The sequence below is a fragment of the uncultured Acetobacteroides sp. genome (assembly GCF_963667355.2).
Taxonomy (GTDB): Bacteria; Bacteroidota; Bacteroidia; order Bacteroidales; family ZOR0009; genus Acetobacteroides.
Window position 1 is genome coordinate 733,217 of record NZ_OY763328.2, and the last position, 26,255, is coordinate 759,471.

The 26,255-nt window shown below is 44.4% G+C and carries 18 protein-coding genes; 17 read left to right on the plus strand and 1 reads right to left on the minus strand.

What is annotated here, in order from left to right:
* The first annotated feature begins 3 nt into the window (after positions 1-3).
* The 17 genes from ACHZA1_RS03090 (at position 4) to ACHZA1_RS03170 (ending at position 25,649) form a co-directional block, all read left to right on the plus strand.
* Positions 4-1,974 (plus strand): RagB/SusD family nutrient uptake outer membrane protein, encoded by a 1,971-nt coding sequence (locus ACHZA1_RS03090; RefSeq protein WP_320053769.1) that lies wholly within the window; start codon positions 4-6, stop codon positions 1,972-1,974.
* A 1,097-nt stretch (positions 1,975-3,071) separates the two neighbouring features.
* On the plus strand, positions 3,072-6,272 hold the full coding sequence (locus ACHZA1_RS03095) for a TonB-dependent receptor (protein ID WP_320053770.1): 3,201 nt from the start codon (positions 3,072-3,074) through the stop codon (positions 6,270-6,272).
* Positions 6,273-6,291: 19 nt separating this feature from the next.
* On the plus strand, positions 6,292-8,088 hold the full coding sequence (locus tag ACHZA1_RS03100; protein ID WP_320053771.1) for a RagB/SusD family nutrient uptake outer membrane protein: 1,797 nt from the start codon (positions 6,292-6,294) through the stop codon (positions 8,086-8,088).
* Between the two features lie 184 nt (positions 8,089-8,272).
* Positions 8,273-9,490, plus strand: a complete 1,218-nt coding sequence (locus tag ACHZA1_RS03105) for a DUF4861 domain-containing protein (protein ID WP_320053772.1) — start codon at positions 8,273-8,275, stop codon at positions 9,488-9,490.
* Positions 9,491-9,507: 17 nt separating this feature from the next.
* Positions 9,508-10,947, plus strand: coding sequence for a glycoside hydrolase family 28 protein (locus ACHZA1_RS03110; protein WP_320053773.1), 1,440 nt, complete (start codon positions 9,508-9,510; stop codon positions 10,945-10,947).
* Positions 10,948-10,949: 2 nt separating this feature from the next.
* Positions 10,950-11,792: a 5-dehydro-4-deoxy-D-glucuronate isomerase gene (kduI, locus tag ACHZA1_RS03115; RefSeq protein WP_320053774.1), complete on the plus strand. Its 843-nt coding sequence runs from the start codon at positions 10,950-10,952 to the stop codon at positions 11,790-11,792.
* 23 nt (positions 11,793-11,815) lie between these two features.
* Positions 11,816-13,216 (plus strand): glucuronate isomerase, encoded by a 1,401-nt coding sequence (uxaC, locus tag ACHZA1_RS03120; protein WP_320053775.1) that lies wholly within the window; start codon positions 11,816-11,818, stop codon positions 13,214-13,216.
* Between the two features lie 33 nt (positions 13,217-13,249).
* The gene (locus ACHZA1_RS03125; RefSeq protein WP_320053776.1) at positions 13,250-14,284 is read left to right on the plus strand and encodes a sugar kinase; all 1,035 of its coding nucleotides are present in this window, start codon (positions 13,250-13,252) and stop codon (positions 14,282-14,284) included.
* 25 nt (positions 14,285-14,309) lie between these two features.
* Positions 14,310-14,984 (plus strand): bifunctional 4-hydroxy-2-oxoglutarate aldolase/2-dehydro-3-deoxy-phosphogluconate aldolase, encoded by a 675-nt coding sequence (locus ACHZA1_RS03130; RefSeq protein WP_320053777.1) that lies wholly within the window; start codon positions 14,310-14,312, stop codon positions 14,982-14,984.
* A 145-nt stretch (positions 14,985-15,129) separates the two neighbouring features.
* Positions 15,130-16,407, plus strand: coding sequence for an MFS transporter (locus ACHZA1_RS03135; RefSeq protein WP_320053778.1), 1,278 nt, complete (start codon positions 15,130-15,132; stop codon positions 16,405-16,407).
* 18 nt (positions 16,408-16,425) lie between these two features.
* Complete coding sequence (locus ACHZA1_RS03140) at positions 16,426-17,862, plus strand: tagaturonate reductase (protein ID WP_320053779.1); 1,437 nt, start codon at positions 16,426-16,428, stop codon at positions 17,860-17,862.
* A gap of 67 nt (positions 17,863-17,929) precedes the next feature.
* Positions 17,930-19,417 (plus strand): altronate dehydratase family protein, encoded by a 1,488-nt coding sequence (locus ACHZA1_RS03145; protein ID WP_320053780.1) that lies wholly within the window; start codon positions 17,930-17,932, stop codon positions 19,415-19,417.
* A 377-nt stretch (positions 19,418-19,794) separates the two neighbouring features.
* The gene (locus ACHZA1_RS03150) at positions 19,795-20,784 is read left to right on the plus strand and encodes a pectinesterase family protein (RefSeq protein WP_320053781.1); all 990 of its coding nucleotides are present in this window, start codon (positions 19,795-19,797) and stop codon (positions 20,782-20,784) included.
* A complete protein-coding gene (locus ACHZA1_RS03155) occupies positions 20,781-21,515 on the plus strand; it encodes a rhamnogalacturonan acetylesterase (protein WP_320053782.1) in 735 nt (244 codons plus the stop codon). The genes ACHZA1_RS03150 and ACHZA1_RS03155 overlap by 4 nt, the downstream gene beginning before the upstream one ends.
* 14 nt (positions 21,516-21,529) lie before the next feature.
* A complete protein-coding gene (locus tag ACHZA1_RS03160) occupies positions 21,530-23,197 on the plus strand; it encodes a glycoside hydrolase family 28 protein (protein ID WP_320053783.1) in 1,668 nt (555 codons plus the stop codon).
* A gap of 4 nt (positions 23,198-23,201) precedes the next feature.
* On the plus strand, positions 23,202-24,824 hold the full coding sequence (locus ACHZA1_RS03165; protein WP_320053784.1) for a glycoside hydrolase 43 family protein: 1,623 nt from the start codon (positions 23,202-23,204) through the stop codon (positions 24,822-24,824).
* Between the two features lie 33 nt (positions 24,825-24,857).
* Positions 24,858-25,649, plus strand: coding sequence for a gluconate 5-dehydrogenase (locus tag ACHZA1_RS03170; protein WP_320053785.1), 792 nt, complete (start codon positions 24,858-24,860; stop codon positions 25,647-25,649).
* Positions 25,650-26,127: 478 nt separating this feature from the next.
* Here the strand turns inward: ACHZA1_RS03170 and ACHZA1_RS03175 are convergent, their stop codons facing one another.
* Complete coding sequence (locus tag ACHZA1_RS03175) at positions 26,128-26,253, minus strand: hypothetical protein (protein ID WP_320053786.1); 126 nt, start codon at positions 26,251-26,253, stop codon at positions 26,128-26,130.
* Between the last annotated feature and the right edge of the window lie 2 nt (positions 26,254-26,255).

A 26,255-nucleotide genomic window follows, 5' to 3' on the forward strand; every position in this document is an offset into this window, starting at 1 on the left:
CGTATGAAAACAAAAATGAGATATACTATTGGGTTTATAGCCCTCATAGCCTTGATCAACGTCTCCTGCTCCGATTTTTTGGAGGAGAGCAACAAAACCAATTCTACTGAGGATTTGGTTTACTCCACCAAATCAGGACTCGACGGTCTTGTTGCTGCTAGCTACGCTTACCTCCGAGGATGGTATGGTAAAGAAGCAGCATTTGGTCTAAGCGAAGGCGGTACAGATACCTGGCTTACCGGCTACGATAACCGACAGAAAGTATTAATCGACTATTCTGGTATTACCCCCGAAGTAGCAGCATCCAGTACAAAAGAAACCATGAACGCATGCTTCGACGAATACTGGGAACTGTTCTACACCGCCATTAACGTGTGCAATACAGGTATCAAATACGTTACTGCCGCACCTACTACAGTGCTATCGGAAGGCGACAAAAATGCTTACCTAGGAGAACTTAAGACGCTACGTGCTTTCTACTACTGGCATTTGGTAGAGACATGGGGTCCTGTACAAATTAATAAGGAACCAATAACAGAGTTGACCACCATTGCGCATCGCTCGTCAGAAGCGGATGTATATGCCTTCATGCTCGAAGATGTTAACGATGCTATTGCCAAGTTAGCCAATAAGACAGCAAAAACAGGGCGCATAAACCTATGGGCTGCAAAAGCATTAAAGGCACGCTTGCTCCTCTACAAAGCTAGCAAGTTTAACGATAGCCAAGCATATGCCGATGCTGCAGCTACAGCAGATGAGGTTATTACTGCAAGCGGATGCTCATTTTACTCGAAGTATGCCGACTGCTGGTCTGGGGCCAATCAAAATGGGATATCCAACAAGGAGGTCGTTTGGTATATCGATTATTCAAGCATATTGGAGAACAGCATCATGCCTAAGAGGTTAAAGTTAGATCCGCAAGGGAAGCAAATGAACTGGTCGGCAATGATGATTCGTAATGCAGCAAACACAATTGGCGGCAATGCCTCGCATCTGATGTTCGTTGGAGTATGGAATGTAGTTCCCGCAACAGCTGGAGTGTTAAAGCGTACAGATACCGAAACCAACAAAAAACTTTCCTACTCTGGAAAGACGTACGATCTAGGCACCAGCTACCAATCCTACAGTAAAGGCTTTACACGCTATGTTCCGTCAGGATATCTTCTGGATCTATTCAACGACGAAACCGACCAGCGCTACCAGGCTTCGTTTAGGGATGCCTACCTAGTAGCACCTTCGCTACAGGCCGCCTTTAACGCTGGCATTGCCCCCCCATCTGGCTTTGCAAACATGCGCGATACCGCCATCTTCCTAGCTAAAAAAGCGGCAACCCCAGCACAAATCGCTCGTGCCGCAGGACGATACGTTCTTTTCTCTCGCACCGATGTGAGCAATTCCAAGGTATATCCCCTATACCAAGATGCTGAAGGAACCTTACCTACTATTGCAACGGGTACCGCTGGCAACGAGAACTATAAGGGAAACCGCATGTACATCCAGCTAAAGAAATTCGACGATTACACCTCTTCCGTAATTAGCGACTTATGCGAGCGCGATGCGTTTGTCTTCCGCTTGGCAGAAATGTACCTCATCGCAGCCGAAGGGTACATGATGGCCAACCAACCCAACTTGGCAAAAAGCAGACTCAACGATTTGCGCAACGCACGCGCCATTGCGGGCAAAAACAACACGCTATCGGCAGCTGAAGAGGCACAATTAGCGGCAAAAGACATCAACATTATCCTCGACGAGCGTGCCCGCGAGCTCTGCGGCGAGCAGCAGCGCTGGTTCGACCTTAAGCGTACTGGGAAGCTCATAGAAAGGGTTACCAAGTACAATGGTTCGGCAAAAAATAACATAAAGGCCATCCACCTTTTGAGGCCAATCCCTCAAACGCAAATGGATGCGGTTACCAACCGTACACAGGGCTCAGATCCTAACGGATTCTGGCAGAATCCTGGGTACGGCAATTAGCAGATGTGGTTAGGTTGGGGGCTGCCTATGCTTGTAGGCAGCCCTTTTTTGCATAGGAAAAAAAACAGCAAAAAAGATGCAATTCCCACTAATACACCTCAATATTAGGTCAACATCTAGGCTATTTTCTTTACACAATGATTCATTTTCTTTCTGGAATAGTTCATTTCCTTTGCGGAATGGTCTATTTTCTTTCTGGAATAACTCATTTTCTTTACGGAATGATCCATTTTCTTTCTAGAATAGACCATTTTCTTTCTGGAATGACGCATTTTCTTTATCAAATAGTCCATTTTCTTTACGGAATAGTTCATTTTTTATAAAAGACGAGCCTTTTTCTATAGCAAATAATTCCGAGGTTGTTACTCACGACATGAAGTCAAATCCACTTATCAGGTATTTTAGCGATCTGAACTCGCTTTCTCCCTTTCTCATCGCAAGATCCCCTGTTATCCATTATTGACAGGCATTTTTCTTGCAAAAATTTAACCGGAGGAGGAAGTAAACAGAGGTTTCTAGCAGCCGTTGAATGGCAGCAAGCCAACTTGCACATTGGCTAGAATCCCGAGCATTTGCAGCTAAAGCGGGACTGCCAGCAGATACTAGACTGAAGACCTAGCATTCTCCTTTTTTTTAGTCTGCCATCCTGTAAGCATGCCTTCCGCTAGGCGCTCACGCGCGGAAGGTATCGGGATTAGTTCAAAGCGGATTTACGTTCGATCTTTTTTTATACTGACGACCGCCATCATCTGCCTTTTTGCCTTAGCCGATTTCATCGCAAGGGTGCTTTGCTGAATGCCACTCTTTGCTGCGGTTGAAAAGCAACAGAAAACAAGGTATTTATTAACTAATTCAAGAATCATAACGAATATACATCGCATCATCAACTAGTTGTGGCATTATTCCAAAGTTAACAAATGTTGAATTTGAGATAATTCACCCCCATGATTGGGATGGGAAACTATCATCTTTAAGCAATAGTCGCCCTATATTGCGCCCATGAAAGTCGCCTCAAAAGATAAGAGGATGACACTAACCAACTAATCAGCATGCGGCCATTTAATGGCGCATGAACCTAACACAAACTTTTTTCAAGTATGAAACACATCTCGATGAAACTCTTACTCCTACTCGCCCTCTGGGGTATCTCGAGCGCAATGGCTCAGGCTCAAGACGTGAGTGGTGTGGTGAAGGATGAAAAAGGAGAACTGCTACCTGGCGTATCCGTACAGGCAGTGGGTACCGCCATCGGCACCTCTACAACAATTGATGGCACCTTTAAGATAAAGGTGAAAGACCTAAACACCGCCATTCTGCGATTCTCTTTTATAGGAATGCAGAATCAGGATGTTCACGTAAAAGGGCAAAAACAGCTGACCATAGTAATGAAAGCCTCATCGGTACAGCTCGAAGAGGTGGTTGCTATTGGATACGGCATTCAGAAGAAGCGCGATATCACAGGATCTGTGGCATCGGTTAAGTCGGATGCGATTGCGTCAATGCCAGTTGCCTCAGCAGTCGAAGCAATGAGCGGACGCCTAGCTGGTGTTCAGGTTACCTCAACCGAAGGTTCCCCAGATGCTGAAATGAAGATTCGTGTACGTGGTGGTGGTTCTATCACCGGAGACAATTCCCCACTCTACATTGTGGATGGGTTCCCTGTTGACCGAATCAGCGATATTGCACCATCGGATATCGAAAGCATCGATGTTTTGAAAGATGCATCCTCAACGGCAATCTACGGTGCCCGTGGAGCAAACGGGGTAATCATTGTTTCCACCAAGAAAGGTAAAGAAGGGAAAATGTCTGTTACGTACAACGCCTACTATGGCGTTAAGTCAATTGCAAAAACACTAGACGTACTTAAGCCCTACGACTATGCAAAGTGGCAATATGAACTGACACTACTTAGTAAGGATGACTTAACATCCTATACGGATTATTTTGGCGATTATAGTAACCTTACCTCATACAAAAATACGACCGGGACTGATTGGCAGGACGAGGTCTATGGGCGTACAGGATACTCCATGAACCACAATCTTAGCCTTACAGGCGGAAGCGATAAGTTCAGCTATGCCTTCAGTTACTCCTACCTAAAGGATAAGGCAATTATGATAGGCTCCGATTTCAATCGTAACAACTTTAGCCTTAAGCTGAATCATAAACCGAATAATAAGATTACGCTAGACTACTCTTTCCGCTATTCGGATACCCGAATTAATGGTGGTGGCCTTAATGAGCAAAACGAGGCATCATCGGCAGATTCTCGATTAAAGCACACTGTAATCTATACGCCAGTTCCACTAGGTATTTCGGGAGGAACTGATGATACCAACGAGGAAACCTTTGGCGATTTGACCAGACCCGATATTGCCATCGCGGATAATGATAGAAATCAACGCCGTGTAAACTACAACGCCTCCGCTAGTGCTGCTTGGGAAGTTTTTAAAAACTTTACAGCAAAGTCTGAAGTAGGTTTAGATGTTTACAACACCAATGAGGAACGCTTTTACGGTCGATCGACTTACTACGTAAAAAATGCACCAGCAAGTGCAAACCAAGGGTTACCTGCAGCTATTCTTACCAATAATGGTAGCGATCGCTTCAGAAATACCAATACTATAAACTACGATTTCAAGTCGTGGCTTGGCAGCGATCATAGCTTAAATTTGCTATTAGGACAGGAGATGCTTCATACCAGTTCGAAGCGACTCACCAATACGGTTCATGGCTTACCTAAACTATTTACATCTGATCAAGCATTCAAGCTTACATCAACAGGTGCAGCTTCATCAATCGATAACTTCTACAATCCCGATGATAACTTGACCTCATTCTTCGGTAGAGCAAACTACAACTATAAAGGTCGCTACATCCTTTCCGGTACGTTCCGTGCTGATGGTTCGTCAAAGTTTGCGAAAGGAAATCGTTGGGGATACTTCCCATCAGCTGCAGCTGCTTGGCGTATTTCTGATGAAAGTTTTATGCAATGGACCGAAAGTTGGTTGAACGACATGAAAATTCGTTTCAGCTATGGCACTGCAGGTAACAACAATATTCCTTCTGGCTTAATTAATCAAGTATTTGTGTCTACCAATACCGAGTGGATTAACGGGACAGGAAACTTCTGGGCACCATCTAAAACTATGGCGAATCCAGACTTAAAATGGGAGACTACCTATACGCGTAATATTGGTATCGACTATGCATTTCTAAAATCTCGTTTGACAGGATCTTTCGAATTCTACATGAACACTACGAAGGATTTGCTAATCGCGTTCCCAGTTGCAGGTACTGGTTATGATATTCAGTATCGTAATATGGGCGAAACCCAAAATAAAGGTGTTGAATTCTCGATGAACTGGATTGCCTTTGACAAGAAGGATTTTGGATTGAATTTCAATTTCAACATTGGATTTAACCGCAATAAAATCGAAAATCTCGGCAAGACGATGAAAGACTTCACTGCCGCATCAGGTTGGGCTTCTACGGATATTGGCGCAGACTATATTATTGCCACAGGTGGTTCTGTTGGCGAAATGTATGGCTATAAATCAGCAGGACGTTATGAAGTAAGTGATTTCGAAAATTATGATGCAGTTAAGAAAATATGGACACTAAAACAAGGAGTTGCAGATGCAAGTGGTGTTGTGGGTACTATTCGTCCAGGCTCTATGAAACTGCAAGATTTGGATGGAAACGGTAAGGTTGATATTAATGATCGCACATCTATTGGAAATGCCAATCCAAAGCATACAGGAGGATTCTCCGTTAACACCCGTTACAAAGGGTTTGACCTGTCTGCTGTATTCAACTGGAGCTATGGTAACGACGTATACAATGCTAATAAAATAGAGTTTACCTCTACTAGCAAGTACCAATACCGTAACATGATTGATGACATGGCAGATGGTAAACGATGGACAAATGTTGATACGGATGGTAATCTTGTTAATGATCCTACCAAGCTAGCAGAAATGAATACTAAAACAACTATGTGGTCACCATATACCGGTCGTTTTATTTTTAGCGATTGGGCTGTTGAGGATGGATCATTCCTCCGTTTAAGCACCCTAACTCTTGGATACAACCTTCCCAGTTTGATGCTTAAGAAAGTTAAAATAAACAGCCTTAGATTCTATGTTACAGCATACAATGTATTCTGTTTAACAAACTACAGTGGTTTTGATCCAGAAGCATCAACTCGTCGTCAAACAGCATTGACACCAGGGGTTGACTACTCTGCATATCCAAAGAGCCGTCAGGTTGTATTTGGAGTAAACTTAGCCTTCTAACAAATTAACATTGACTGTAATGAAGAAGTTAAAATATATTCTTGGATTTATTGCTGCCCTCTTTTTGGTTTCATGCGAGGATTATCTGGACACCCCAGCCAAATCCTCCTTAGAAGAATCGATCATATTTTCGACTCCAGATCTTGCAATGAAGGCAGTAATGGGGATTCATCAATCTTTCGGTGAAACCAACTCCTATCGCGGACGTTTTCTACCATGGTATGGGCTAAATTCAGATGTTGAATGGTACAATAGTTCTGAAAAGACTACCGGTCAGGCTCAACTTGCCAACTACACTCTAACCCCAACAAACGACCAAATGAACACGGCCAACAATGCTTGGGCAAAAATGTACGAGGGAATTGAGCGCGCTAATATGTGTATAAGCGGTTTACGCAAGTACGGAAAACCAGAACCAGGTACTGAATTGGGGCAAATATTAGGAGAAGCTCTTACTCTTCGTGCAATTATATATGCTGATCTTGTTCGTGCATGGGGAGATGTACCCGCTCGTTTTGAGCCTATTACTACAAGTACCGTCTACGTGGGCAAATCTGATCGAGATGTCATATACAAGCAGCTTATTGCCGACTTGGGTGAGGCAGAAGAACTTGTTGCATGGCCTAATGCTTCTGCTATGACTAAAACTATTGAGCATGTTAACAAGGCTTTTGTTAAGAGTTTTCGGGCTCGCCTATGCTTAGTTGCTTCAGGTTACAGCTTACGTGCAGATGGACAAATAAGAAGAAGCACCGATCCTGAACTATCAGTTGAAAAAATGTATGCCATTGCTAAAAAAGAGGTATTAGATGTGTACGGGTCAAAAACTGCAAAACTAGAACCAACTTTTGGTGACATCTTTAAGAAAAATGTAAATGATGATGTTACTGCAGGAGGTGAAGGCCTTTTTGAAATTCCATTTGCGGATGGTCGTGGTCGTATGGTATTTACGTTTGGAGTAAAACATAATAGCGTAGATCAATATACAGGTCAAAATAAGGGTGGTGATTCTGGAGTTGTTCCATTTTTGTTCTATGACTACGATGTTAAGGATACTAGACGCGATATTACCTGTGTTCCCTATGAATGGAGTGCTCTAAAATCTGGGGAAACAAAATCAAAGCAAGTGCTTAATCCTAGTGGTGTTGCTAAATGGTACTTTGGAAAATTCCGCTATGAATGGATGACAAAACGTCGTGTTACCTCAACAAATGATGATGGTGTGAACAAGCAGTATATGCGTTATGCTGAAGTGCTTTTAATGGCTGCCGAAATTATGAATGAACTCGAAGGCCCCAAAGCTGCCGCTCCATATCTAAAAGAAATTAGACAAAGAGCATTTAAAAAAGCAGATTGGCCTACTAAAGTTGATGCTTATGTAGATGCATTAACAGATAAGGAGTCTATGTTCAAGGCAATCGTTGACGAGCATGCATATGAGTTTACGGGAGAAATGCTACGTAAGGAAGCGCTAATCCGTTGGAACCTTCTTAAGGATAAAATGGATTTAGCAAAAACAAAAATGACAGAACTCGCAGTTTTAACAGGCCGTTATTCTGACATCAATAGCAAGTTATACTCACGCTATGCAGCCGATGGAGAGACATTGCAAATATATGGTTTAAACAGAGGCGAAACGGAAGATAAAACAAGCGAATACACTACTGTTACAACTTGGATTTCTGCAACTAAACTTCCTACTTCAAAGATAAACTCGCTCTACCTAACGGATCCTAATACTCGTCAATTCTGGCCAATTTGGCAGAACTTCATTGATTCTAGCAATGGACTTTTGAAAAATGACTATGGGTATTAATGTAATAGATAACACTGAACTGGGATACCACCCATAATTGTATCCATAATGAAAAAAGAAACCATCGCCAAGAGAAGCCTCTTGGTGATGGTATTCTAAAAAGCATTGCCTGTTTCTTATTAGCACCGAATTTGAAGATGTTTTTGGAACTGTATGTTCTTGATTATTGGATGTAATACATTGTATGATGAAAATTGGAATCATAAGCCTTTGCCTACTGTCTTTGTCGCTTGTTGGTATTGCACAACGAAATTTAAAAGTTAAGTTAACCAACAAGGAATCGGTCGCTTTTACCGATTACATGGTTAGAATCCCCCTTAAGAGTATCGAGGCGAAGATTGCAAACTTTGATGCCACACGCTACATGGTGCAAGATGGGAAGTCGGGAATAGCCATGCAGGTTGCATCGTATAACGGTACACTGTACGCCATTTTCCCAATAAACTTGGCAGAAAAGGATCAGAAGACTATCGTAATTACCAAAGCTAGCAAACAGTTTTCGTACCCCAAAAGAACGTATGCCGAGATTACCCAAAAGCAGGGGGGCGTTTTTGTAAACCGAAAGTATCAAGGAGGCGAATGGGTGAAAACAAATGCCATTCGTGTTGCCGACGAGCATACCGATCATTCTTTCGACATAAAGTACGAAGGACCAGGCTGGGAGAGCGATAAGGTTGGTTACCGTTTCTACCTCGATTGGCGAAATGCCACCGATTTGTACGGAAAGATAACCGACGCTATGGTTCTCAATCAGGTTGGTGTCGATGGTTTCGAGTCGTATCATCACATGTGCAACTGGGGAATGGATATACTTAAGGTTGGTCCATCGTTAGGAATTGGTACCATTGCCTACTGGGATGGCGGAAAAGCCAATCGTGTGGCAAAAACTGATAGTGTCACGAGCCAGATTGTTGCCGATGGCATTATTCAGTCAAAAATAGAAACGAACTATTACGGATGGGAGATTGATGGAGCAAAGCATCTTCTAAAATCGACAATAACCATCGATGCAGGTAGTCGCGCATCCCACCAAGAGCTATTCGTAGATGGCAATCTTTCAAATTTTTGTACGGGAATAATTAAGGATACAAAAGCGGAATTGCTAGTTGCGAATGGAAACAATACCAAGTGGGGATATATCGCAACTTGGGGACCTCAAAGCTTAAACAAGGATAACTTGGGTTTGGCCATACTTTACAAGCAGTCCGATTTGATAGAAAAAACGGAAGATAAGGACAACCATGTGGTGGTACTGAAACCAACAAATGGTTATGTAGAATACTATTTCCTTGGTGCTTGGGAGTTAGAAAAAAATGGAATCAAGTCGAAGGAAGCATTTATTGCCTACCTCTCGAACTTGCAGAAACAGTTAAGTGAACCTGTAGAAGTAAAAGTATTATAACCTAGTAAATGGCGAATATGGTAAAACATACAGTTAGGGTGTTGGGATGTACAGTCGCGATTGTAATGCTTTTAGGTTTTACGAAAAATACGGCTAAGCCAGATCCATGGTTATACAAAGAGACAATACTGAAGCATATTGTAGAGCCAACATTCCGAAATAAGCAGTATAGCATATTGGATTATGGAGCTAAAGCGGGTATGGACTTTAACTCGGCATTGGCAATTAATAAGGCAATTGAGGCTTGTGCAAATGAGGGGGGCGGTACGGTTGTCGTACCTGCTGGAACATTCTTTACAGGACCAATTGAACTAAAAAGCAACGTTAACCTGCATGTTTCCGAAGGGGCAATTCTCAGATTCTCTACAAATCCTAAAGATTATACTCCTTTTGTTCTAACCCGCTGGGAAGGCATCGACTGCTATAACTACAAGCCATTGATTTACGCCTATAACCAAAAGAATATTGCAATTTCGGGCAAAGGAACATTAGACGGAATGGCTAACGAACAAAACTGGTGGCCCTGGAAGGGGCGTCCAGAGTATGGTTGGAAGGAAGGAATGTCAAGTCAAGAGCATAATTCAGAAGGTAAGAATAAGTTGGTGATGATGGAAAGCAACCGCACGCCTATTGCCCAACGAATCATGAAGGAAACCGACCTACTTCGTCCTCAGTTTATCAATATTTACAGGTGCGAAAGAGTTTTGATAGAGGGTGTAAAAATAACCAACTCTCCCTTTTGGCTCATTCATCCTCTTATGTGCAACAATCTTATCGTTCGTGGAATTACTGCCGAAAGTAATGGTCCAAACAACGACGGTTGCGATCCAGAATCCTGCAAAAATGTGCTGATTGAGGATTGCTTCTTTAATACAGGCGATGATTGCATTGCAATTAAGTCGGGACGTAACAATGATGGACGTAAGTGGAATATCCCTAGCGAGAACATCCTAATCCGCCACTGTACCATGAAAAACGGACATGGAGGAGTTGTTATAGGCAGTGAAGTATCGGGCAGCTGTCGCAACGTATTTGCCGAAGATTGCGTGATGGACAGCCCTTTACTCGAAAGAGTGGTTCGAATTAAGTCAAACTCGTTTCGGGGGGGAGTTATCGAAAACATTTTTGTCCGAAACATCAAGGTGGGCGAATGCTCGGAGGCTGTTCTTCGTATAGAACTTAACTACGAGGTTAAGAACGGAGAAAAGGGGGGACATAATCCTGCTGTACACAACATAAATCTCGACAAAATAACCTGCTTAAAAAGCCGATATGGAATTTTTATTGATGGGTTAAATAGGGATGATCAAGTATCGGGCATTAGCCTTAGCAACTGCGATTTTCAGCAAGTATCTGAAGGCAATTTAATGACAGGTGTAAAGGGGGTTACCCTTAAAAATGTAAAAATAAAAGGAGAAGTGTTGAAGGAAACTCCTTCAACTTTAAAACATAAGTAGCTATGAAGGCAATATTTGAAGAACGTTACGGAACTAGTCCGGAAGATGTTAAGCATTACGACACTGAGAAGTTGAGGTCGGAATTTCTTATCGAGGAAATTCTGGTAAAGGGGCTTGTAAAAATGCTCTATACGCACAATGATCGAATGCTAGTAGGTGGTGCTATCCCAATGTCGACTCCGCTAAAACTGGAAGCTATAGATGCGCTAAAAGCCGAATACTTTTGTCAGCGTCGCGAGTTAGGCATTATCAACGTGGGAGATGATGGCGTTGTAACTGTAGATGGTCATGCCTTTCAACTCCAGTACAAAGAGGCGTTATATGTAGGACAAGGAGCTAAGCAAATAGAATTTGCAAGTGCAGACGCGGCTGTTCCTGCTAAGTTCTACTTTAACTCGGCTCCTGCTCATTGCAGCTACCCTACCGTAAAAATATCCAGAGCTGATGCCAACGTTCTTGACTTGGGCGCGATGGAGACATCTAATAAGAGAACGGTAAATCAGCTTATAATAAGCAAGAATATTCAAACCTGCCAACTTCAAATGGGGTTGACTGAACTCAAATCAGGTAGCGTTTGGAACTCAATGCCACCACATACCCACGCTCGCCGCATGGAGGTATACTTCTACTTCGAGGTTCCAGAAACACAAGCCGTTTGTCACTTTATGGGAAAACCTGATGAGACCCGCCATATTTGGATGAAAAACGAGGAAGCTGTGATTTCTCCATCATGGTCGATACATGCAGGTGCTGGTACTAGCAACTACTCTTTCATATGGGGAATGTGCGGTGAAAATATGGACTATGGTGATATGGATACTGTTCTACCAAACCAACTGCTCTAAAAAGCACATAAGGAGGAACTGAAATGAAAACATTTATTACTGATGAATTCTTGTTGGAAACCAAAGAGGCCCAACAACTCTACCATGATTATGCAGAGAAACTTCCTATTATAGACTTCCATAACCATCTACCACCTGCTGAAATCGCTAATGATTACCAATATAAGTCATTAACGGAAATATGGCTTAAAGGAGACCACTACAAATGGCGTGCGATGCGTACGCTGGGTATTGAAGAGAAGTACTGCACTGGTAATCCAACGGATTATGAGAAGTTTGAGAAATGGGCTGAGACTGTTCCATATACGCTTCGCAATCCTCTATACCACTGGACGCATCTTGAACTATTACGTGTTTTTGGAGTTGATGAAATTTTAAATCCAAGTACTGCGGATAGCATATATAATAACTGCACCAGTAAGCTCCAAACCCCCGAATACTCGTGCCGTCGATTGCTAGAACGCTGGAATGTTGAGACTCTCTGCACTACAGATGACCCAGCAGACAACTTAGAATACCATAAAAAAATAGCAAATGACGGCTGGAAGGTTACCGTTTTACCAGGTTGGAGACCCGATAGAATTCTCAACCTGTCTGATTTGGTATCGCTCAATTCATATATCGATCGTTTGGGAGCTTCAGCGGACACTAGCATCTCCGATCTCAGCTCTCTAAAAGATGCTTACCAAAAGCGTCATTCATTCTTCAACAGCATGGGTTGTAAACTATCCGATTACGGATTAAAGACCGCTCATGCCGCAACTTATACAGAATCTGAAGTTGAAACGATTTTCTCTAAGATTAGAAAGAGCATTAAGGTTAATGCAGAAGAGGAAGAAAAGTTTATCACCTTCATGCTTACTTTTTTTGCAGAACTCGACCATAGTACAGATTGGGTGCAGCAGTACCATATTGGTGCCATACGTAACAACAATACGTTAATGTATAACACCCTTGGTCCTGATACAGGGTTCGATTCTATTGGTGATGCCGCCTATGCAGAGCCTTTAGCGAAATATATCGACAACCTTCTTAGCAAGGGCAGACTAACCCGTACAATTCTTTACAACCTTAATCCGAAGGATAACGAAGTTATGGCAACCATGCTAGGAAACTTCCAAGGTGAAGGAGTTCGGGGGAGGATGCAGTGGGGATCTGCCTGGTGGTTCCTCGATCAGAAGGATGGCATGACAAAACAAATAGATACGCTTTCGGCGCTCGGTTTACTTCGTCTTTTTGTAGGAATGGTAACTGACTCTCGCAGCTTCATGTCTTACTCTCGTCACGAATACTTCCGTCGTATTCTTTGTAATATGCTTGGAAATGACATTAAAAACGGGCTAATAACGAACGATATGCCTTTATTAGGAGCTATGGTGCAGGATATCTGCTACAATAATCCCAAAGGCTATTTCAAATTTTAGGATCTACGTAAGTAACACTAGAAAAGACATAAGATGAAAAAGGTTGTAACATTTGGTGAAGTCATGCTCCGACTAGCCACTCCTGGATACGAACGATTTTCGCAGGCAAAAACACTTAATGCAACTTTTGGTGGTGGCGAAGCCAATGTAGCAGTTTCGCTTGCAAACTATGGCATTCCTGTAGAGTTTGTAACCAGACTTCCGAAAAACGATATAGCCGAGTCTTGCATTATGGATCTTCGCAAGTACGGCGTTCAAACCTGCAATATTGTTCGCGGCGGGGAACGTGTTGGTATCTACTTCCTCGAAACAGGTGCTGTTAATCGCCCTAGCAAGGTAGTATACGATCGTGCTCACTCTGCTATCTCGGAAATTCAACCAGGGATGGTAAACTGGCACGAAGTGTTTAAGGATGCGCAGTGGTTTCACTGGACTGGCATCACCCCTGCTATTTCGGAAAGCGCAGCAATGGCTTGCCTCGAAGCAATTAAGGTAGCAAATGAACTCGGAGTTACCGTATCTACAGACTTGAACTACCGTAAAAACTTGTGGGGATACACACAAAAGCCTGCGGCTATTATGGAACAGTTAGTAGCAGGATGTGATGTGATTCTTGGTAATGAAGAAGATGCTGAAACCTTCTTTGGTATTAAGCCTGAAGGGATGGACGTCACTCAAGGTCATGTAACGGCTCAGCAGTATGAATCGGTAGCAAAGCAGCTAATGGCGCGCTTCCCTCGGGCAAAACGTATTATTATAACACTGAGGGGATCCATTAATGCTAATCACAACACATGGTCGGGCTTAATGTATGATGGAAAGAAGCTTCATGAAGCCCCAACCTACCAAATTACACATATCGTTGATCGTGTTGGCGGTGGTGATTCGTTTATGGGAGGCGTAATTTACGGGCTACTTACTTATGGTGACGATTTGCAGAGTGCTCTAAACTTTGCAGTTGCTGCATCATGCTTAAAGCATACTATTTATGGTGACTTTAATCTCGTTACAGTTGATGAGGTAAAGAAACTTATGGGTGGAGATACATCAGGACGTGTGTCGAGATAGTAGGTAAATTATCAATACTAAAGAAATGGCAAAATTTACTAGAATTCAGGTAGCATTAAAAATGGCGGAAACAGGAATGGTTCCTGTTTTCTACCATAAGGATATTGATGTTGCCAAACAGGTGATAAAGGCTTGTTATGAGGGCGGCGTTCGCGTATTTGAGTTTACCAATAGAGGCGATTTTGCTCACGAAATATTTGGTGAACTAAATAAGTGGGTTGCCAAAGAGTGCCCAGAAATGACACTTGGGGTTGGTTCTATTATCGATTCAGGAACAGCATCTCTTTACATACAACTAGGAGCTAACTTTATTGTAGCTCCTCTTATAAATGAAGATGTTGCTAGAACTTGTAATCGACGTAAGATCCTTTGGTCTCCTGGATGTGGTTCTCTTTCCGAGATATCGAAAGCAGAAGAATTGGGTGCTGAGATTGTAAAGGTATTCCCTGGATCATCAGTTGGAGGACCTGGTTTTGTTTCGGCAGTAAAAGGACCTTGCCCTTGGACTAGCATTATGCCTACTGGTGGAGTTGAGCCTACAGAGGAAAGTCTGACAAAATGGTTTAAGGCAGGTGTAACCTGTGTGGGAATGGGCTCGAATCTATTTCCAGCCAGCGTCATTGAAGCCAAAAACTGGAAGTCTATAACAGACCTCTGCAAGTTTGCACTTGACACAATAAAAAAACTAAAAACAACCTAACCAATAGTTGGGGTGAGTTTCGATATCCGTTCTTACCCCAACTCTTTTCAGATACATAAAACACACCATGACTAACGTACGTAATGTAACGAATTATCGCTGGGTGATTGCAGCTCTTTTGCTATTTGCCACTACAGTGAATTACATGGACAGAAACGTAATCGGTTTCTTGAAATCCTTCTTCTGCTCACCTGTAGAAGAGGGCGGATTTGGATGGTCAAACTCTGATTTTGCCTTTGTTACCTCATTCTTTACCGCTTTTTATGCGGGGGTTACAATTATCGCAGGATGGGTTATTGATAAAATTGGAACAAAGTTAGGTTTGGCCCTTTCGCTAATTATTTGGTCTGTATTTGGAGTTTTAAATGCTTTCGCAGGAAAGACAGTTGCCCTACACGTTGCAATTCGAAGCCTTTTTGGCGTTGGCGAAGCAGGTAACTTTCCAGCATCAATAAAGACTGTTGCCGAATGGTTTCCAAAAAAGGAACGTGCTCTAGCAACAGGTATCTTTAACAGCGGCTCTAACATGGGTGCTATGATTTCGGCCCTGTTTGTACCTTGGTGTATGGTTTACTTTGGCTCCGAATTGGGCTGGAAGATGGCCTTTATCCTTACAGGATCTGCTGGTTTTATCTGGTTAATATTTTGGTTTATCTTCTACGGTACGCCTAAAGCCATGTTGGCTAAAGGAAAAGTTTCTAAAGAGGAGTTCGACTACATTCATAGCGACGATATAGTTACCTCTAATGGTACAGAAGCGAAGGAAAAGGTGAGCTGGTTTAGGCTTTTTTCCTACCGTCAAACTTGGTCGTTCTTCTTTGGCAAGTTTATGACAGATGGCATTTGGTGGTTCCTGTTGTTTTGGTTACCTGATTACCTCAAAAAACAATTCGACATGACCACTCAGGAAGTGATGTGGCCCACCTTTATTGTGTTTGGTATTGCCATTATAGGTAGCGTATTTGGAGGTAGCCTTCCAATGATGCTTATCAACAGAGGTATGGAAACATATAAGGCTCGAATGACTGCGATGCTAATGATTGCAATTCTTCCTCTAGTGCTTTTATCTACTCAGTATTTTGGTAATGTAGACCATTTTGGATCTTGGGCAAGCGTGCTAGCTGTAGCTGTCATCTGTATTGGCGGTGCTGCTCATCAGGCTTGGTCTGCAAACCTCTTTACAACTGTTTCTGATATGTTTCCTAAAAAAGCAGTCGCCTCGGTAACGGGTATTGGAGCAATGGCTGGAGGTATTGGAGGCGTTTTGGTTCAACTACTTGCTGGAGGACTAACCGACTTCTATGTAGAAACGCCTAAGACTGCATATCTTATTATGTTTGCCGTTTGTTCAGTGGCCTATTTAATTGCTTGGGTCATAATGAAGACATTCGTGCCAAAGTATAGGCCAATTACTGATTTGTAGAATTAAGAAAAGAAGAATATGAAAGAGTTAAATAGAAAGACGGTAGCTACTACCCAAAGACCAATACATATTATGCAGTTTGGCGAAGGCAATTTCCTTCGTGCATTTGTAGATTGGATGATTGACCATGCCAATAAGAAAGGTGTTCTCAATTCGGGTGTTGTTGTTGTGCAACCCCTCGAAATGGGCATGGTAGATATGCTCAAAGCGCAAGATAATCTATACCATGTTTACCTCGAAGGCATTAAGGATAAGAAGATGGTTAAAGAGGTGACTTTGGTTGAGTCAATTCAGGATGCTTTAAATCCTTATTCTGAATACGAAAAGTACCAGCAGTATATTCTTAGCGAGGAACTAGAGTTTGTGGTATCAAACACCACAGAAGCTGGCATAAAGTATCACGACGATGAGGATATCTTTGCAAAACCTGCTAAATCGTTCCCTGGAAAGGTTGTGGCGTTGCTACATAGCCGTTTCGAGCATTTTAAGGGAGATCCAACAAAAGGGCTTACCTTCATTTGCTGCGAACTTATTGAGAACAACGCTACAACATTAAAGGAGTATGTGCTTCGTCATGCGGAGAGATGCAACCTTGGCACCGATTTTATTAGTTGGGTTAAAGATTCCTGTACCTTCTGCGATACGCTGGTAGATAGAATTGTTCCTGGTTTCCCAAGAGAAAATATAGATGAAATTAAGGCTGAAATTGGCTTTAATGACAATCTTGTGGTTAAGGGAGAGTTCTACCATGTTTGGGCAATTGCTGGTGGCCGCGATGTTCAACGCCGTTTCCCTCTTGACAAGGCTGGTTTACATGTTCTATTCCTCGATGATATCAAATCATTCAGAGATAAGAAGGTTCGCATTTTAAATGGATCGCATACTGCGCTTGTTCCTGTAGGCCTTCAACTGGGATTTAAAACTGTAAAAGAAGCCTTTGATGATAAGCTAGCGGAATCGTTTATCAATAAGATGGTAGCAGAAGAAGTTCTTCCTGTAATTGATGAGGATCAAAATGAGCTTAAGCGTTTCTCAGAGTCGATAATTGAAAGATTCTATAATCCTGCAATTAAGCATTACCTAGAGACCATCTCGCTTAACTCTTTATCGAAGTGGGAAACACGCAACTTCCCTACCCTGAAAGACTGCTATGTAAAAAAAGGGAAGGTGGCATCACTTACTGCATTTTCACTTGCAGCTCTGCTTACTCTATATAGCGGTAAATCAGAAATCACTTTCATTCCTAACGATACTCCCGAACATGTAAAGTTCATTCAAACTGTTTGGAATAGCGAGAATATTTTAGAAACTGTTTCTCAAATTCTCTCGAACAGGGATATCTGGAAGGAAAACCTAATGAGCATTGAACCTTTAGCACCAACTGTAGCGGGCTTTGTTCAAAGCATCCTTTCTGTTGGAATGCGCAAATCCTTAGAAGCGGTTCTTAATTCATAAAATGCATAGATAAAATGGTCGTTGTATCTGTTATGGAAACGATACAACGACCACAACTTAGTCGAATATGAAGAGATGGCTTAGAATAAATGACCTCGACAACGTTTGTGTGGCTCTCGATTCCCTTGTCGCAGGAGAGGTGCTCAATATCGATGGGGTAGAAATTACCCTACAAGAGCCTATCGATAATGGGCATAAATTCTCTATCGCTAAGATTAACGAGGGCGAGGTTGTCTTGAAGTATGGCTTTCCTATCGGTTTTGCCTTACAGCAAATCATCCCAGGTCAGCTGGTTCATACTCACAATATCAAAACTACTCTTCGAGACAACTTAGAGTACGACTATAATCCTAGCCTATCGCAAATAAAGAAACCTGAGTCGGAACGCACTTTTGAGGGTTATTTGCGGAAAAATGGCGAAGTAGGCATTCGCAATGAGCTCTGGATTGTGCCAACAGTTGGTTGCGTTAACGGTCAGGCTCAACTAATAGTCGATAGGGCCAAGCAGGAACTTGACGTGGCACATATCGACGATATAGTTGTGTTTAAGCACAACTACGGCTGCTCTCAGCTGGGTGATGATTTGGAGAATACCCAAAAGGCACTTGCTGCACTCATCAACCATCCCAATGCGGGAGGTGTGCTGGTGCTTGGTCTTGGTTGTGAAAACAACCAGATTGCCAATCTCAAAAAGTTTGTGGGCAATGTGGATGACGAGCGCGTTGTTTACCTATCCTCACAAGAGGTAGAAGATGAAGTGGAGGAAGGCTTAAGTATTGTAGCCAAATTAGCCGAAGCGATGAAGAACGATTCGCGTACCTCCCACTCCGTCTCTCACCTTAAAATTGGGCTTAAGTGTGGTGGCAGCGATGGTTTTTCCGGTATTACTGCCAATCCTCTTCTGGGACGGTTTTCGGATTGGCTGGTTGGCTTAGGCGGTACAACTGTGCTAACCGAAGTACCTGAAATGTTTGGTGCCGAAACCATCCTGATGGACAGATCGAAGGATAACCTCATCTTCCAGAAGACAGTAAAGCTTATTAATGGCTTTAAGGACTACTTCCGCGAACACAACCAACCAATTTACGAAAACCCATCACCCGGAAATAAGAAGGGCGGCATAACTACCCTCGAAGAAAAGTCGTTGGGGTGCGTACAGAAAGGTGGCAGTGCCACTGTTATGGACGTGCTACATTACGCAGAACCATTAAAGGTGCCAGGACTTAACCTGCTATACGCGCCAGGAAACGATTTAGTAGCCTCGTCAGCTCTCGGTTTTTCAGGATGCCAAATGGTGCTATTCACCACTGGTCGTGGCACTCCATTCGGTTCGTTTGTGCCAACCATGAAGGTTGCAACCAACTCCAACCTAGCTAAGCATAAGGCAAACTGGATAGACTTTAACGCTGGTATCCTTTTAGAGGACGCTCCAGCCGAAGAGGTTACCAGTAGCTTTGTTGACTATGTAATCAGCGTAGCTAGTGGCGAAAAGCTAAAGCACGAAAAAACGGGATTTAAGGAGATTGCCATATTTAAAACAGGGGTTACACTATAAATCTCTTTAGTCGTGATTATTCACCTATCACCTATTGCCCCCAAAAAGATTTTTGGATGATCTACAGGGGTGAAGATCCTTCAAAAAAGATTTTTGGACGATCTACAAGGGTGAAGATGCTCCAAAAAAGATTTTTGGACGATCTACAGGGGTGAAGATGCTCCAAAAAAAGTTTTTGGACGATCTACAGGGGTGAAGATGCTCCAAAAAAAGTTTTTGGACGATCTGCAGGGGTGAAGATGCTCCGAAAAAGATTTTTGGACGATCTACAAGGGTGAAGATATTCCAAAAAAGATTTTAAGCGCATTTATCAGGCGGCAAATCCTTGCAAAAATACATTGGGCATTCACCTCTGCTTAAAAACAAACTAATTTTAGATGAAAAGCATAACGTTCCTGCTACTCTTTTTCACCTCCCTACTATCCTTTGGGAAGGAGCGCACTATCGTCGTTTCGCAAAAGGGAGATGGTAATTTCACTACCATTCAACAGGCATTCGATGCTGTTGCTAGTGGCTCTAATTCGTATACGAGAATTAAGGTAAAACCGGGCATCTACACCGAAAAGGTAGTGCTCAGACAGGACAAGCAGCGCATTATTGTGGAAGGCGAAGATGCTACCAAAACCATAATCACATGGGGAGACCATACGGGAAAGGTGGTTAACGGCGATACAATAAATACCTACTCCTCTTGGTCGGCATCCATTAGTGCAAATGAGGTGCTATTCTCCAATATCACCTTCGAGAATTCGGCAGGGCAGGTTGGTCAAGCGGTTGCATGCGAAGTGCTAGGCGACAAGGTTGCCTTTAAAGGATGCAGGTTCTTGGGGAATCAGGATACGTTTTTTACGCGTGGCCCTGGACGAATTTACCTTGAAGATTGCTACATAGAAGGAACAACGGATTTTATATTCGGCACCTCAATCGCCGTTTTCGAGCGGTGTACCATTCACTCGATAAAGAATTCATACATAACAGCAGCATCTACCCCCGAGGGGAATCGCTACGGCTATGTCTTCTTCCGATGCAAGCTTACTGCAAACGACGAGGCAACCAAGGTGTACCTTGGTCGTCCATGGCGAAGCTTTGCCAAAACGATATTTGTTAGCTGCGAGATGGGCAGTCATATTCTACCCGAGGGATGGCACAACTGGAATAAGAAGGATGCCGAAAAAACAGCCTTTTACGCCGAATACCAATCTACAGGGGCTGGTGCTAGCCCTAATACTCGTGCACCTTGGACTAAGCAGCTATCAAAAAAGGAGGCTGACGAGCTTACGCTAGCCAACATATTCGGGAAAGATGGCTACCGCAAGGGTTACGACGATAGCTGGAATCCATCATCACTACTAAAACGAATAAAATGAAAAAATTATTAGGCATGATAGCAGCTAGCATGCTGCTGTTTGGGTTCATTTCCAGCAAGCCCATCACCATTTACATGATAGGCGACTCTACGATGGCTGACAAGCCGGATAAGGTTTACCCAGAACGTGGTTGGGGAATGTTCCTTCAGCAGCATTGCAAGAGCAATGTAGCTGTTCAGAACTATGCAATGAATGGACGTAGCACCCGAACCTTCATCTCGGAAGGACGCTGGCAGGCTGTTTTAGATAAGCTGCAACCAGGCGATTATGTCATCATTCAATTTGGGCACAACGATGAGAGCAAAGAGAAGGTAGATCGCTACACTGCTCCCGAAGACTTTAAGGCAAACATGCGCCGCTTTGTGCTAGAGGCTCGTGCTAAAGGTGCAATTCCTGTACTCTGCACGCCTGTTGTTCGCCGCAGGTTCGACGACAAGGGGATGTTCTACGACGTGCATGGCGAATATCCAGATCTGACTCGTGCAGTAGCGAAGGAAACGAAGTCCGATTTTGTAGACATGCACAAGTTAAGCGAAGCCGTTGTTCGCGAGCATGGCGCCGAAGGATCTGTAAAGATGTTTGTGCATTTGAAACCAGGCGAGCTGCTTTGTGCTCCAGAGGGGAAGATTGACGACACACACTTTACCGAGTATGGTGCTAGCATAATGGCAAATCTATTTGTAAAGAATGCGAGCGAGCAAAAGCTGTCTATTTCTAAGTTTTTAAAGTAGAAAACTAACCATAGATGAAGAAGGTTACAGTACTATTCTTTTTTGGATTGATGCTTTCGGTATCAGTCCAAGTTGTAGGGCAAGCAAATGTCTCGTCGTTTACTCTACCCAAAGTAGAACAACCTACTTTTAAAGCCGATACAGTAAAGATTACCAGCTTTGGGGCGGCAAAAGGTGGCTTAGTGCTCAATACTGTTGCCATAAACAAGGCTATCGAAGCTTGTAGCAGCTCAGGAGGTGGCGTGGTTCTAGTACCTAAGGGCATGTGGCTAACGGGTCCTATAACGCTTAAAAGCAATGTAAACCTTCATCTTCAAGCTGGGGCTGTTTTGCAGTTTAGCAGCAACTTCGACGACTATCCTTTGGTGATGAGCTACTTTGAAGGGTGGGAAACCATTCGTTGCCAGTCGCCAATTAGCGCCAAAAAGCAGGAGAATGTTGCCATTACAGGCAGCGGCATTATTGATGGTGCGGGTCAGGCATGGCGCCCAGTCAAGAAGTCGAAGCTTACCTCCGAGCAGTGGAAAACATTAGTATCGTCAGGAGGAATCCTGTCTACCGATAAGAGCACATGGTACCCCTCGGAGAAATCGCTTCTCGGACAGAACACGACCATTCAAGGATACATAAAGGGAGGCTCGATGCAGGAGTACGAAAAGATAAAGGATTACCTACGTCCCAATATGGTTAGCTTGGTGGAGTGTAGAAATGTACTGCTCGAAGGTGTTACCTTCCAGAATTCTCCGGCATGGAACCTCCATCCGCTAATGTGCGAAAACCTTACCATCAACAAGGTAAACGTTCGCAATCCGTGGTATGCCCAAAATGGCGACGGTGTCGATATCGAATCGTGTAAAAATGGTGTGGTAACCAACTCCACATTCGATGTAGGCGACGATGGCATCTGCATAAAGTCGGGCAAGGACGAGGAAGGCCGCAAGCGCGGAATGCCAACCGAGAACTTCCGCATCGAGAATTGCGTAGTTTACCACGGACATGGAGGCTTTGTTATTGGCAGCGAAATGTCGGGTGGTGTTCGCAACATCATTGTAAAGAAATGTACCTTCCTAGGAACAGATATCGGCCTACGCTTCAAAACCACACGCGGACGTGGAGGTGTGGTAGAAAATATCCTTGTTGATGGCATCAACATGACGAATATCCCTGCCGAAGCCATCAACTTTAGCATGTACTACATGGGTAAATCGCCCATTGCCGAGCCTGAGGATGAGGGAAAAACTCAGACGACAGTAAAGGAGGTGGGCGCTAATCCGGTTGCCGACGAATCGACCCCTCAGTTCAAGAACTTCACCATACGAAATGTATCCTGTAAGGGGGCTCAGCAGGCTATTTACCTGGAGGGACTACCAGAGATGAGCATCAAAGGCATCAGCTTCGACGGAATTACCATCGAGGCTCAAAAGGGAATCATATGCATTGAAGCAGAAGATATCTCGTTTAGCAATGTCACCATTAAGGCGGCTAAAGGCGTGCCTATGGAGATGGTAAATGCGAGAGGTATAAAAACGTCGAAGGTTGAGCTGCTAAGCTCATCGCTAATTAAGGTTAGCGTTGCCGGAGCTGCCACCAAATCGATAAATTTGTCGGGGGTAAAGGGAGCCGAAGGGGCTTCTGTAAAGATCGGTGATGGGGTATCCCAATCCGAAATTGTAAAAAAGTAGAACAATGAAACGACTCCTACTGCTAGCAATATCGGTTGTATGCTGTAGCGCGGTGTTCGCTCAAGAACAGGTGTCGAAGGTATGGGTGGCCGATAACGGCGATGGCACCTACAAGAATCCTATCCTTTACGCCGACTATCCCGATCCGGATGTGATTAGGGTTGGGGATACTTTCTACATGGTATCGTCGACCTTTAACACTGTACCCGGATTAACCATAATGCAATCGGCAGACCTTGTCAGCTGGCAAATTATTGGCAGCGCCATTGCCCGACAGGAGCCTCTCGACGTATTTGCCAAGCCACAGCATGGCAACGGAGTGTGGGCACCTAGCCTACGCCAGCATAACGACGAGTTCTACATCTACTACGGCGATCCCGACTACGGTATCTACATGGTTAAGTCGAAAAGCATGACCAGCGGATGGAGCAAGCCCCACTTGGTTAAAGCCGGGAAAGGGCTAATTGATCCATGCCCCCTTTGGGATAACGACGGCAGAGCCTACCTCGTACACGGATGGGCCGGAAGCCGTGCTGGCATAAAGAGCATCCTTACCGTTAGCGAGATGGCCCCCGATGGCAAGTCGCTTATTGGCGAGGAACGCATTGTGTTCGATGGGCACGAGGCGCATCCTACCGTCGAGGGTCCAAAATTCTACAAGCGCAACGGCTACTACTACATATTTGCCCCAGCAGGCGGGGTGGCCACCGGCTGGCAGCTGGCCCTTCGTTCGAAATCGCCCTTTGGGCCATACGACGAAAAGGTGGTGCTGAAGCAGGGCAGCTCTAAGGTTAACGGTCCCCACCAGGGTGGCTGGGTAGACGATGTTAAGGGCAACTACTGGTTCATCCATTTTCAGGATGTAGAGGAGCTGGGCCGCATTACCCATCTTCAGCCCATGAAGTGGGAGCAAGATTGGCCCGTTATTGGCGTGGATACCGATGGCGATGGCATTGGCGAACCTGTTGCAAAGTACAGGAAGCCGAGCACCCTTAAGCCTGTAGCGGTGGCAACGCCCCAAGCTACCGACGAGTTTAACGCCCCATCGGCGGGACTACAGTGGCAGTGGCATGCCAACCCCGAACCAACCTGGGCATTTGCCTACAACAAGCTTGGGGTGCAACGCCTATACTGCATCACCGCTCCTGCCGAGGCAAAGAACATGTGGGATATCCCCAACCTCTTCATGCAGCGGATTTCGGCACCCGAAATGAGCGCCACCACCAAGTTGTCCTTTAAGGCTCTCCTAGATGGCGAAAAGGTTGGGCTCATCGTGATGGGGATGTCGTACGGATATGTGGCCCTAGAGAATCGGAACGGTAGTATTGTGCTCGTTCAGGCCTCGTGCGAGGGCGCCGACAAGGGCAACGCCGAGGTTCTTTCGGATGCTGTACCGCTAGCCAACACCGCCTACTTAAGGGTAAGCATCACCCAGGGTAAGCTCTGCCAGTTTTCGTACAGCACCAACGGAACCACCTTCACCAGCATCGGCAAGCCCGTTAGGTTTACCCAAGGGCGCTGGATTGGCGCACGCGTGGGTATCTTTGCCACTGGTAAAATAAAAAAGAACGATGTTGGCTACGCCGATTTCGACTGGTTTAGGGTAGACAAGCCCGAGGCCAACTAAACGAATAAAGAGTTAATCGTAAAATACATCATTATGTCACAACAACTATTTGATTTAACAGGTAAGGTAGCCCTAGTAACCGGCGCTACCCATGGTTTAGGAATGGCAATGACCGTAGCTCTTGCCCGCGCAGGCGCAACCGTTGTTGTAAACGATGCCCTACAGGAAAAACTCGACACCGCTGTGGTAAAGTATGCCGAGCAGGGGATCAAGGCCCATGCCTACCGCTTCGATGTTACCAAGGAGAGCGAGGTTATTCCAGCTCTGGACCTAATAGAGAAGGAAGTTGGCCCTATCCATATCCTGGTAAACAATGCAGGAATCATCCGTCGTATTCCGATTGTCGACATGGCCGTAGAGGAGTACGAGCTGGTGCTTAAGGTTGACCTAACCGGGCCATTCGTTATGGGCAAGAACGTTGCCAAGCGCATGATTGCCCGCGGCAATGGCGGTAAGATTATCAACATCTGCTCGATGATGAGCGAGCTGGGCCGCGAAACCGTTAGCGCCTACGCCTCGGCAAAGGGTGGCCTGAAGATGCTTACCCGTAGCATGGCTACCGAGTGGGCCAAGTACAACATCCAGGCAAACGGCATTGGACCGGGCTACTTTGCTACCGAGCAAACCGCCCCTATCCGCGAAAACGGCCATCCGTTCAACGAGTTTATCCTTAAGCGTACGCCAGCCGCTCGCTGGGGCGTGCCCGAGGATTTGGCTGGACCAGCCGTATTCCTGGCATCGGATGCCTCGAACTTTGTAAACGGCCATGTGCTTTACGTAGATGGCGGTATCCTTGCCACGTTGGGCAAGGCCATGAACGAGTAGACCTTCATAGCTTATAGCTAGTTTTTATTTTTCCTTTTATTCAATTGAGCAGGCAGTCCGAGGAGCATCGGGCTGCCTCTTTTGGTTATTGGCGCTATCATCAATGGGCGCCCCGATATGGTAAAGGACGGTAGGAATAAACGGCACGACCAGCAAGCTAAGGAATTTTCTCAAAACTCAAATGCATATCCATGGCTCGTTATCCCCTCCGAGGAGGGGGCAGGGGGTGGGTTTACTCGTTTATATCAACATTTTTCACTCCACTTAGCGGACTTAACCCACCCCTACCCTCCCGCCTAAGCGGGAGGATAAACCTTTTCAATCATGCACTGGCACTTAATTTCATCCTTTAATTTCAAAAAATATAATTCTATCATCCGCTTAACTTGGGAAAAATAGCAGGGATTTCGTCTTTATGATTTACACTACTCTATTTCGAAGGATATCCCCCGCCGGCGGGGGTTAGGGGGTGGATTTTTTAGAAGTGTATAACTACAATTGGCATCAAGTTTTTACCTATAACGTCTATTTTCCTCCCCCTTCCCCCTCCAAAGGGGGATACGCTTTGTGCTCGAATTGCTGATTCCTTTACGTCTACCTCCATTA